12 protein-coding genes and 2 rRNA genes are annotated in these 10,404 nt (G+C 51.2%); 12 read left to right on the top strand and 2 right to left on the bottom strand.

The window, feature by feature from the left end; genetic code table 11:
* The first annotated feature begins 158 nt into the window (after positions 1-158).
* Genes D5270_RS15880 through D5270_RS15870 form a run of 3 tightly spaced genes read left to right on the top strand, consistent with a single transcriptional unit; the run spans position 159 to position 1,948 of the window.
* Positions 159-629: a hypothetical protein gene (locus D5270_RS15880; protein ID WP_166545003.1), complete on the top strand. Its 471-nt coding sequence runs from the start codon at positions 159-161 to the stop codon at positions 627-629.
* A gap of 26 nt (positions 630-655) precedes the next feature.
* Complete coding sequence (locus D5270_RS15875) at positions 656-1,111, top strand: GNAT family N-acetyltransferase (protein ID WP_166545002.1); 456 nt, start codon at positions 656-658, stop codon at positions 1,109-1,111.
* 27 nt (positions 1,112-1,138) lie between these two features.
* The gene (locus D5270_RS15870; protein ID WP_166545001.1) at positions 1,139-1,948 is read left to right on the top strand and encodes a class I SAM-dependent methyltransferase; all 810 of its coding nucleotides are present in this window, start codon (positions 1,139-1,141) and stop codon (positions 1,946-1,948) included.
* 55 nt (positions 1,949-2,003) lie between these two features.
* Here the strand turns inward: D5270_RS15870 and D5270_RS15865 are convergent, their stop codons facing one another.
* A complete protein-coding gene (locus D5270_RS15865) occupies positions 2,004-3,212 on the bottom strand; it encodes a DHHW family protein (protein ID WP_166545000.1) in 1,209 nt (402 codons plus the stop codon).
* Positions 3,213-3,250: 38 nt separating this feature from the next.
* Positions 3,251-3,883 carry a hypothetical protein gene (locus tag D5270_RS15860; protein WP_166544999.1) on the bottom strand — a complete coding sequence of 211 codons (633 nt, stop codon included), beginning with the start codon at positions 3,881-3,883 and terminating at the stop codon, positions 3,251-3,253.
* A gap of 282 nt (positions 3,884-4,165) precedes the next feature.
* Here D5270_RS15860 and rrf (D5270_RS15855) point away from each other — a divergent pair.
* From rrf (D5270_RS15855) to D5270_RS15815, 9 genes are all read left to right on the top strand, one after another.
* A 5S ribosomal RNA gene (gene rrf / locus D5270_RS15855) occupies positions 4,166-4,282 on the top strand.
* A 379-nt stretch (positions 4,283-4,661) separates the two neighbouring features.
* Positions 4,662-4,778, top strand: a 5S ribosomal RNA gene (gene rrf, locus D5270_RS15850).
* 234 nt (positions 4,779-5,012) lie between these two features.
* Positions 5,013-5,441 carry a 50S ribosomal protein L13 gene (gene rplM / locus D5270_RS15845; protein ID WP_161475271.1) on the top strand — a complete coding sequence of 143 codons (429 nt, stop codon included), beginning with the start codon at positions 5,013-5,015 and terminating at the stop codon, positions 5,439-5,441.
* Between the two features lie 16 nt (positions 5,442-5,457).
* Entirely contained in the window at positions 5,458-5,859 is a 402-nt protein-coding gene (gene rpsI, locus D5270_RS15840; protein WP_161475270.1) for a 30S ribosomal protein S9, read from the top strand.
* 169 nt (positions 5,860-6,028) lie between these two features.
* Complete coding sequence (locus tag D5270_RS15835) at positions 6,029-7,480, top strand: ubiquitin-like domain-containing protein (protein WP_166544998.1); 1,452 nt, start codon at positions 6,029-6,031, stop codon at positions 7,478-7,480.
* A 125-nt stretch (positions 7,481-7,605) separates the two neighbouring features.
* Positions 7,606-7,911 (top strand): hypothetical protein, encoded by a 306-nt coding sequence (locus D5270_RS15830; RefSeq protein ID WP_161475128.1) that lies wholly within the window; start codon positions 7,606-7,608, stop codon positions 7,909-7,911.
* Between the two features lie 24 nt (positions 7,912-7,935).
* A complete protein-coding gene (locus D5270_RS15825; RefSeq protein WP_166544997.1) occupies positions 7,936-8,868 on the top strand; it encodes an AEC family transporter in 933 nt (310 codons plus the stop codon).
* Between the two features lie 85 nt (positions 8,869-8,953).
* Positions 8,954-9,580: a ribulose-phosphate 3-epimerase gene (gene rpe, locus D5270_RS15820; RefSeq protein WP_161475130.1), complete on the top strand. Its 627-nt coding sequence runs from the start codon at positions 8,954-8,956 to the stop codon at positions 9,578-9,580.
* A 65-nt stretch (positions 9,581-9,645) separates the two neighbouring features.
* Positions 9,646-9,969, top strand: a complete 324-nt coding sequence (locus tag D5270_RS15815) for a hypothetical protein (protein ID WP_166544996.1) — start codon at positions 9,646-9,648, stop codon at positions 9,967-9,969.
* Positions 9,970-10,404: the final 435 nt, after the last annotated feature.

Genomic DNA, 10,404 nt, shown 5'->3' with positions numbered 1-10,404 from the left:
GGGCTTGACCATATTGTTCCTTCCCTTTCTCGTCTTCTCCTTTTACGCTTTATCCAGTTTTTAGGGTACATGAGTACTGCTCTAAAGGTAAAATATGAGGGTCTCAGCCTGTCCAATCGGATAGGCTGTTTTTTCCATAAATGGAGGTTTTCTCTTTGCTGGGACATCTTGGGTTCTCATATATCGGCGCGATAATTCTGATGATGCTTTTCATTCCGAACATTATATGGGCACAGCACAAGCCGGAGGGCTACAGCTTTGCAAACGAAAGTAAGCTGCTACTGGCCTTTGAACGCACCGGAGAGGTACTCACTACTACATGTGCGCTGATATTCGGTGACTTCAACCTCCACACCTGGACGCCCTGGACCTGGTGGCTGATTGCAACAATGGTACTGATGATGGTTTATATCCTATGGTGGGTGCGCTATTTTACCACCGGGCAGACCCTAAATCGATTTTATCGCAGTCTGTTGGGAATTCCGGTTCCAGGAGCGGTGCTGCCGGTAGCAGTATTTTTCCTTTTGGGAATATATGGTAAGGTAATCTGGATGCTGATATTGGCAGTTATCCTGGGCATAGGCCACATAGGCATACATATACAACATAAAGGAGAGCTCAATACGTAAAATTTGTCAAAGGGAGGGGGACCCGGATGAGCATCATAGCCCACACAATGGAGTACACAGGCGGGGAAATGTCATCTCCGTCCCTGACCCTTCGCAGCTACGCCGACCGAGACTACCCGTCTTACAGCGAGGCTTATAATGACTGCTTCGCCGGTATGCGCAGCGCTCTTGGGTTGGTCCCGGTCAACTGCTGTGACACCCGGGAGGTTCTACTCAACAAGTCAGAAAATATCTTCATTCTTGAGATTGATAACCACCTGGCAGGCTCAGTTGCTATCTACGAAGACGAGATAGACGACCTGTTTGTAGCAAAAAGCTATCAGCGGAAAGGATATGGTAAGAGGCTGCTGCGCTTTGCAGTGGCCCGTATGCAGCGTATGGGCGTCTCACCCATCATGCTCCACGTTGCGGACTGGAATCGTGGAGCGATTTCGCTCTACACTGAGAATGGTTTCCGTATCGTCAAAACGGAGACAGTATAAACCATATCCTATAAAGCGAGGCATACTATGAACAATAAAGAGATATATGACTTTTACGAAAACGGCGCTGAAATAGGCCGCCTAGAGCGTAGATTAGGTGTCATTGAGGCCGCCCGCACGAAGGAGCTCCTGGCACGTTATATTAAGCCCGGCATGACAGTCTTCGACGTGGGAGGCGGCGTAGGCTATTACTCCGACTGGCTTGCTTCTCTGGGCTGTACCGTCTCCCTCTACGAGCTGGCTCCTTCGGCAGTTCGATACGCCATAGACCATCAAACCGTCCCATACCATGCTGAGCCCGCTGACGCCCGTTTCCTGCCTGCAGAGGAGGACTCCTGCGATGCGCTGCTGCTCATGGGCCCGCTGTACCATCTTACAGACAAACAGGACCGCCTCAAGGCCCTGAGCGAGGCTCGCCGCATCCTGCGTCACGGAGGCCTGCTGATTGCCACCGGCATATCCAAATTCAGCTCAGCTACCTGGGCCCTGTCCACCTACCGCACCGCCAACGACTTCATCGACGACGAGACCTATATGGACATGCTCCGGAGTGAGCTCACCACAGGAGAGCACCACCGGCCGGACAAGTACCCGCGCTTTATAGCCGAGGCCTATTTCCACACCCCGGAAAGCTTTGCAGATGAATTGAAAGAGGCGGGGTTTGCCATAGGAGATATGCTTGCGATTGAGGGAATAATCTGGCCTACCCCTGACTTGAATGCCAAATGGGAGGATACCTCTAGCCGTGAGCACTTGCTTGAACTGCTGCGCTTAACAGAGTCAGAGCCTTCTGTTTTGGGATATAGCCCTCACTTCATGGCAGTTGCTAGCAAATAAATTGTAAAGAAAACAGGGCAGCATTTTGCTGCCCTATTTTAGTATGTGTGAGTTGTTAAAAGATACTGTTCAAACTTTCAGACGTCGAGGAGCTGCTGGTAGCGAGTACATTTGCCATAAGGACAATATCCGTGGCTCCAGACTCACTAACGAGCTCAGGTACGCTGTAACTATAGGAGCGGTAGTCGACCACATATACCTTTTGATAATGCTGTGTCAGGAAGGGGATAAAGTAGTTTCCATAGGAATCCTGGACGACAACGCAGGCAGAACTGTCGGTAATATCGCTATTTTCAAGCACCTTATAGGGCTGGTCTCCTGCGGCAAATATTAGATACAGCAGTGAGGAATCATATCCGTCTCCGTCAGAAATCACGGCCCAGTTTTCATATTGGACGCCCTCGCTATCAGTAAAGCTTAGGCTGGTATTGCCACCGGGAAAATAGGCTTCCACGGTATCCGTGTAGAGGGAATCGCTGCTGGACTCCCCATAGAAACCGCCGGAGAAGCCCTCGTATTCCTTTTTAGTGAGACTATCCAGTGAGACAGGTTCAATGCCCTTTACAGAACAGAAGGAGCGATAGACATAGTAGGCACCCAGCTGGGTCCAGGTGCGGTCACTATTGAAGTAAATATATTCATTACAGTGCTCCCGAAGGGGATTAAAGGTGGGGACGGTCTTGACGGAGGGGGCCATGGCGGAAATGGATGGATAAATATAGCTGTCGATAGCCTTGCGCTGGTCGCTGCTGTCTACTTGATTGTCAACTAGATAACTTTCCTGGAGCGTTACATCCATGCTGGCTGGGATGATTACAGAGTAAAAATTCACGGAAGACGGCAGGCTTTTTACCGCATTATCAACGGCCAATATAAAGTTATTGGTGTTTTCTTCATTAAACTTATAATAATCATACCCCTTACCTTCCGCAATCATGAAGCTACCCATATCTGTGGGGGCAGAGTCAGGATATGATTGGTCCGGCATGGCAGCGGATGGCGGTTCGGGTGTTGCCAGGGCCGAGCTGGGCTCACTGGCCAGATTTGAGGAGTCAGAAACCAGTGGAGTTGGCTCAGGTACCGAGCCTGTCCCTTCCTCTTCACTGTTGCCGGAATTCTTTCTGAAGAAGAAAATAAGTAGAAATATGGCTGCGAGAACTGCCAGTGCGAGGAGAACCCAGAGAATCCGTGGCGGACCATTACGGCGGCTGGGCCGCCGCACAGGACCACCGCTCTTTCTGCGGATGAATTCCCGATTATCCATGATAAAAAGCCTCCTTTTTAGGTGAGGTTTATTGCTGCTTAACTGTTGGAACTATCCTGACCCGGTTCCTGCGGCTGCTGGAGGGGCTGCTGTGCCTCATAAGAGGGCTGTACAGCCATAGGAGGGGTGTACTGAGGTGCGGGGGCCGGGGAAGCGGGATATGCACCCTGTGGCGGGTATGGCTGTTGAGGGGCCTGTGCAGCCGCAGGGGAGGGCTGCTGGGGCATTTGAGGCATACTGTAAGGAGAGGGATACTGCATAGGGGGTACTACCGGCTTGGGCTTGCGCTGGCCATAGATGCGGTAGGCAAGCTCGGAAAGCAGAGGGAAGTTTGCCTCCTCGTCCTTGCGTACACGGATAATGCTAAGTACGGAGAAAATAATAGCTGCAATATATATCAGAACAAAGATAACAGAACTGACTAAAGATAAGAAGCCGCTGATATATGGGATATATATCATGTCCAGCCAGGCCGCCATATGACTGACAAAGTACACGACTGCAGATGCCATCCAGGCCTGAACAGTCTGCCTCCCAGTCCAATCATCCTTCTCAAGGAAGACGGCTACAGCAGTAAGAGCAGCGCAGATAAGCGGGGAGTTAAGTATCACCGCAGCGAAAGCCGCGATGGGGTAGAAGCAAAGGACAATGCCAAATTTACCTTTTCTCATAGAAAGAGCCTCCTTTTAATATCCGAATAAACGGAAAACTTATAGGTACAGTTTAATCTATTAAATAGTACAAGTCAAGGGGATTATTCTTTTTACTAGAAAAGAAAGCTAATAATTTGATTACACCAATAACAAATATAGCATGTATCTGGTATATCTCTATATATAAAACACAATATATTTGCAGATACAAGAAATCAAAAAATTTTTTGAAAAAAAGCTTGCATTTTGAAAAGGATTGTGGTATTATATTCAAGCAGTCGGGAAGACCGACAGAAACAAGTTGGTGCTGATTACGGCGAGGGTCCACCCGTTCCCATCCCGAACACGGAAGTTAAGCTCGTTCGTGCCGAAGATACTTGGCTGGCAACGGCCCGGGAAAATAGGTTTCCGCCAACACAAGAAAGATGACTTCGTTTGGAGTCATCTTTCTTAATTTTACAAAAGTTTGAGCAGGGAAAAAATTCTTTGCCTGCTCCGTGAAGGCAAGGAACTTGATATTGCAGAGTTCAAGATATACCTTCACGCCAACCTGGACTTTAAACCCCACAGTGAGACTGACATGAGTCTGAACTGAGTATTTTAAATTTTCATGCTTATATGGTATGGCTGCTGTGCAGGACGAGATACGTTTAGCCACGATATATATGGATAAAAGTAATTGCCATACGATATCTTGAATAAGATAAAGAAATTGAAATTTTTTGAAAAAAAGGCTTGCATTTTTCGGAGGACTGTGGTATTATATATGAGCAGTCGGGAAGACCGACAGTGATAAGTTGGTATTGATTACGACGAGGGTCCACCCGTTCCCATCCCGAACACGGAAGTTAAGCTCGTTCGTGCCGAAGATACTTGGCTGGCAACGGCCCGGGAAAATAGGTTTTTGCCAACACAAAAGACCAGCTTCATTTGAAGCTGGTCTTTTGCATGTTCAAAAAAGCAGATGGGAATTCAATGAAAATGGCAAAAGAGAAAATATGAGAAAAACAGGTGGAAAAAGGAGAAAACAAGCGATAGTCCGGGAGCCGATTAAAAAAGCAGGGAAAAGGTGTTGACAGCGGGGGAAACTTGTGATATTATCAACAGGTGTTCAAAAGAAGGCAGTGAAAGTTTGGAGGTTTAAGCTATGTCAACTACGATGCCTAAGGCCGGGGAAGTCGAGCGTAAGTGGTACGTTATCGACGCCGCCGGCAAGCCTCTGGGCCGTGTAGCGGCTCAGGCTGCGGTACTGCTCCGCGGCAAGCATAAGGTCACCTTTACGCCCCATGTGGACTGTGGAGACCATGTAATCATCGTGAACTGCAAGGACGCCGTCCTCACTGGCGGCAAGGCGGAGAAGAAGTATTATTACCGCCACACCGGCTATATCGGTCATCTCAAGGCCACCCGTTACGATTCCTTGATGAAGACAAAGCCGGAGCTCGCCATGCAGCTGGCTGTCAAGGGAATGATTCCGTCCAATTCCCTTGGACGCAACGCCATGTCCCGCCTGCGCCTGTACGCCGGCACGGAGCATAAGCATGCGGCCCAGAAGCCGGAAGCTTGGAATATGTAAAGGAGGATGTTGAGCTATGTATGAGACCGCACCTTATTTCTACGGAACAGGCAGGAGAAAGAGCTCCGTGGCTCGCGTGCGCCTTTACCAGGGCACCGGCAAGGTCACTATCAACGATAGGGATATAGACGATTACTTCGGCCTTGATACACTGAAGTACATTGTACGCCAGCCCCTGGCCCTGACCAATAACGACCAGAAGTTTGATATCGTCTGCCGTGTATCCGGCGGCGGTGTTACCGGACAGGCCGGAGCCATCCGCCACGGAGTGGCTCGCGCGCTGCTGCAGTACGATAGCGAGAATCTGCGCCCCGCGCTGAAGAAGGCCGGATTCCTAACCCGCGACCCCAGAATGAAGGAACGCAAGAAGTACGGACTCAAAGCAGCCCGCCGCGCTCCTCAGTTCTCCAAGCGCTAAATTTTTGCAAAATGTCCCCGGAAACCCCTGTGGTCTTCCGGGGTCTCTTTTTCCAGCGCTGCATAAGACTGGCAGAAAGCTTTACATTTACCCTGCCTTATGGTAAGATGGAGAGGTCTTATTGAAAAAATCAAAAGTTTTGGGAGAAGCCATGTACTATAAACAGCAAATGAGAAAACTTTGGCTCCGTATTGCCGTACTTACTTCGGCAGGGGCTTTGGCCCTTACGCTAATTATAGCGGTTATTTTGAAGGCTACGGTTTACTCGGTTTCGGGCACCGTGCAGGACGGCGATATTACGTACAGTGTAAGGGCGGGAAAAGCCGACCAGGAGGCATTGCTAAATGCTGCTCAGCGTAAGGGTATGCCGGAGCTTGCGCCGGGTGACAGCGCGGAGTTTGACAGCGAATCCTGCACCGTGACTGTTTACCGTGGGGTGGAGATTACTGTTACAGACAACGGGGCTGCCTCTACCATAACGGCCCGTAAAGGGGCTACTATAGAGGAGGCGCTGAGGGATAATGGCATGGCCCTGGGGGCGGACGATGTGGTGAATCCGGACAGAGGCTTGGTGATATCAGCCCAGCTGGCGGTGGACATTAAACGCTGCTGCCATGTGACGGTGAACTTTGAAGGGGCAACACGAGAAGTCACGCTTTTTGGAGGCACAGTTGCGGACGCTCTTAAAGAGGCCGGAGTGAAGTTTACTGAGGACATGGCCTGCAGCGAGAGCATAGACGCTCCACTGGAGGACGGCATGGAGCTTACGGTTACAATGCTGACAGCTTTTACCGTCACAGCAGATGGCAAGACAAGCCGCTTTAAGGTCTCACCGGCAACAGTTGGGGAGGCGCTGGAGAAGTGCGGATTTACATTGGGGGAACATGACAGGCTGAATGTTCCAGAGGGGCGGGCGCTTACTAATGGAATGAGGGTCGTCGTACAGCGTGTGAAAATAAGTGAAGAAAAGGAGACCGAGGAGATAGATTACGGGATACAGTATGTGAGCTCAAGTGAACTGCCTGAGGGGCAGACCAAGCTGCTCAGCGCGGGACTTAAAGGGGAGAAGGAGCTAGTATACCGGGCGACCTATGTGGACGGCAAGCTGGAGGAGAGGGAGCTGCTCTCTGAGAAGGTAAAGAGCGACCCGGTAAAGCAGATAGTCATGAGGGGGACAGGTATGCCGACTACTGCGCCTAAGCTGGAGTTTATAGACGACGGCAGCGGGGCAACGCCTGACCCCACGCCCACAGGCGGCAAGAAGCCCAGCGTAACAGTGTCGGCAGAGGCCGGGGCGCTGACTGACCCATGGGGGAACGAGATATCATACTCAAAGACCATAACCGGCACCTGCACAGCATACTGTATCCCTGGCGGAACAACGTCAATAGGATTGGAAGCGGTGCGGGGCGTGATAGCTGTGGACCCGGAGATTATACCCTATGGCACCAAGATGTACGTGGCCTCGCCCGACGGCAAAATAGTCTATGGCTATGGGGTGGCAGGAGACACCGGAGGGGCCTGCATGGCGGGAGATATAATCGCTGATTTATGCTACGATACCCTGGAGGAGTGCAGCATCATAGGGCGGCGGCAGATGGTGCTGTATATTTTGGAGTAAGCAAGAGACGGAGAGAGCGCTCCGTCTCTCCTTTTTTGTGCGCTTTCCCGATTTATCCGGCGCGGGCTTGTAATTATGGAGAAAAAAGGCTATAATAAGCCGAAGAAAGGGTGTGGAGGGTAAATATGGAGCAATTCGCGCAGCAGTACATGTATGCGGGCCTGTGGATAGTTATCGGCCTGATACTGATATTTTCAATGGCGAAGGAGAACAAGATATTTATCTTTGCCGGGCTGTTCTTTCTGGTCCTGGGCGGCTGGTGGCTGGTGAATGCCCTGCTGCCGGAGGTTGACCTCTTTGCCGGAGGCTGGGGGATAGCCCTCAAGTGCGTCACCGGCGCGGCGCTTATTATACTGACGGCGGCGTTCGTGCGGGAGTATAGGAAGAAGACTGCGGAGGCACGTAAGGGCGACAAGGAAGATAAGTCGTAAAAGCGGCTGGATAGGGGGATGGGTATGGAGGCAATGCTTGAGGTCGTGTCCAAGGTAGCGGTGATACTTATACTCATTCTGGTGGGGTGCTTTATCACCAGAAAGGGAATGCTCACAGACCGGGGGGCTTCTGAGATAACCATGGTACTTATAAAGCTGGTGACCCCATGCGTTATTATAAACTCCTTTATCGGCTCGGCAGGGGGCTTGGATATATCCCTGCTGCTAATGGCAATCGCCCTGCCGGCCCTTTGGCAGCTGATAGGGCTGGGTGTGAGCCTTCTGGTGTTCAAAAAGGAGCCTGTGGAGAGACAGAAGGTGCTGAGGTTCTCCCTGATATTCAGCAATGTGGGCTTTATGGGCATACCCCTTGTGCAGGGGATTGTAGGGGATAGGGGAGTAATTTACGCGTCCTTCGGAGTGGTGATGTTCAATGTGCTCTGCTGGACATACGGCTACAGCATGATGAGCGGCGAGGCGAAACTGGACATTAGGACTGTGCTGCTGAACCCGGGGGTTATAGGTATTGCAATAGGGCTTCCGATATATTTTCTGAAACTGGAGCTGCCGGGGATAATAGCGGAGCCCTTAGGGTATATAGCCGATTTAAACACTCCCCTGGCAATGCTGGTTATCGGGAGCTATATAGCAAAGGCGGACCTGCACTCGTTTATGTCAGACCTGAGTGTGTACAAGGTGTCGTTTTTAAGGCTGCTGGCTATTCCGGCAGTGCTGCTGGGGATACTGATACTGCTGCCGGAAGGGGTGCGCCCGGAAAAGGAGCTGTTTCTGGCTACAATTGTACAGGCGGCAACGCCGGTTGCAGCAAACGCGGTGCTGTTCGCGGTGCAGTACAAGCGTGACTCAGAGTTGGCTTCAAAGCTGGTAGCGGTATCGACAGTGCTGTCTATAATTACCATACCCATATTGACAATACTGGCGCAGACGCTCTGCTAACTCGTGGCGGTTTGCTATCATTATATATATACATTTTGGGGAGAATTTGGGAAGGGACCCAACATAATGAAAACAGGAGGGGAATATGGTCTATATTGCACCGTCACTGCTGGCGGCGGATTTTAGCCGGCTGAGCGAGGAGATTGTAAAAATCAGGAGGGCGGACATGCTCCATGTGGACGTGATGGACGGACATTTCGTGCCCAATCTGAGCATTGGCCCGGCAGTGATAGAGTCAATCAGGAAGAAGACAGAGCTGCTTTTTGATGTGCACCTGATGATGGAGGAGCCGCTGCCATATATAAGCGTGTTCCGGCAGGCGGGAGCGGATATAATAACATTCCATGTAGAGTGCAAGGACCCTCCACAGGCGGTGATAGCGGCGATTAAGGCCAGCGGGGCAAAAGCGGGCGTAGCCATAAGTCCCAAGACGCCCATTTCCGAAATAGGTCAGTGGGGGGAGGACCTGAGCCAGATTACCGTGATGACGGTTGAGCCCGGTTTCGGCGGACAGAGCATGATGGTGGATATGCTGCCCAAGGTCTATAAGCTGAGGGCAAGGTTCCCTCAGGCGCTGGTAGAGGTGGACGGCGGGGTGAACCTGGACACGGCCCCCCTATGTAAAGCGGCGGGGGCAAATATACTCGTTGCAGGCACATCCGTGTTCCGTGCCGAGGACCCTTACCTTGAAATGCGCTGCCTGGCCATATGAGAAAGTAAAGGCACAAAGGACCTGCGGCACACATAGTATGGTGCTGTAGGAAGGGGGGAGCGCCGGTGAAGCTGAAAACGCCCCCACAGCCGCTGGTGTTTGTGTATGACGGCCCTACTGCATTATGCGCTGCCGTGTCGGAGTTCTACCGGCTGGAGCCGCTGGCAAACTCGGCCCTGTGCATGTGGCGGGGCAGGTACTATCTGCTGGTGGGCGCGGGGCTTAGCAGGCGCAGACAGGTCAGAAGGACAGGTGAGCGCTGGGGGCAGTGCCTAGGGCCGAGCCCTGTGCTGTATGCCTTCTGCAGGGAGCACGGCTGCGAAATAAGCGGGAATGCTGTGGCCCAGCTGGGCGGGGCCCTTGCAAGGCAGAGGAAAAGAGAGGAATAAGTGCTTCGGAGGTTGCGCCGGGGCACTTTTTATGTTATAATCTTGGCATCGGGACAGAAATGCAGGAGATTTTTGCGTCCGGGCTGAGAAATTTAAAAACAGCAATGGGGTAAGAAGGGAGGAAAATGCTGTAAACTTGTACAAATCTCGGCCTGAATACTTGGAGGATTCTGCCAGTGCTGGCAGGGGTGCCCAAGGAAAAGCATGGTTGAAATGTTGAAATGTGGAGCTGTTTTCAAGCCCGAAATGAGTAAAAACCGCATAAAACCGCGGGTTCAGCATAGTTTGCCCATTTCAAAAATAATTATGTAAAGATGCAAAAAAGTTGAAAAAAAGGCTTGCATTTTTCGTCCCAAGGGATTATTATATAAATAACTTCCACTCGGCGGCAAAAGAGAGCCGTACGAGAATCTAAAATTTAAGAGGGTTGAAATC

This window comes from Acutalibacter sp. 1XD8-36, assembly GCF_009917525.1.
Lineage (GTDB): Bacteria > Bacillota > Clostridia > Oscillospirales > Acutalibacteraceae > Acutalibacter.
Note: the sequence above shows the minus strand (reverse complement) of the source record. Positions and strands in the feature narration are given on the sequence as shown.

What these genes read in the sequence shown, in the direction of transcription:
- D5270_RS15875 (WP_166545002.1), top strand. Translation starts at nt 656, where the DNA reads ATGAGCATCATAGCCCACACAATGGAGTACACAGGCGGGGAAATGTCA.
- D5270_RS15870 (WP_166545001.1), top strand. Translation starts at nt 1,139, where the DNA reads ATGAACAATAAAGAGATATATGACTTTTACGAAAACGGCGCTGAAATA.
- D5270_RS15865 (WP_166545000.1), bottom strand. Translation starts at nt 3,212, where the DNA reads ATGGATAATCGGGAATTCATCCGCAGAAAGAGCGGTGGTCCTGTGCGG.
- D5270_RS15860 (WP_166544999.1), bottom strand. Translation starts at nt 3,883, where the DNA reads ATGAGAAAAGGTAAATTTGGCATTGTCCTTTGCTTCTACCCCATCGCG.
- rplM (WP_161475271.1), top strand. Translation starts at nt 5,013, where the DNA reads ATGTCAACTACGATGCCTAAGGCCGGGGAAGTCGAGCGTAAGTGGTAC.
- rpsI (WP_161475270.1), top strand. Translation starts at nt 5,458, where the DNA reads ATGTATGAGACCGCACCTTATTTCTACGGAACAGGCAGGAGAAAGAGC.
- D5270_RS15835 (WP_166544998.1), top strand. Translation starts at nt 6,029, where the DNA reads ATGAGAAAACTTTGGCTCCGTATTGCCGTACTTACTTCGGCAGGGGCT.
- D5270_RS15830 (WP_161475128.1), top strand. Translation starts at nt 7,606, where the DNA reads ATGGAGCAATTCGCGCAGCAGTACATGTATGCGGGCCTGTGGATAGTT.
- D5270_RS15825 (WP_166544997.1), top strand. Translation starts at nt 7,936, where the DNA reads ATGGAGGCAATGCTTGAGGTCGTGTCCAAGGTAGCGGTGATACTTATA.
- rpe (WP_161475130.1), top strand. Translation starts at nt 8,954, where the DNA reads ATGGTCTATATTGCACCGTCACTGCTGGCGGCGGATTTTAGCCGGCTG.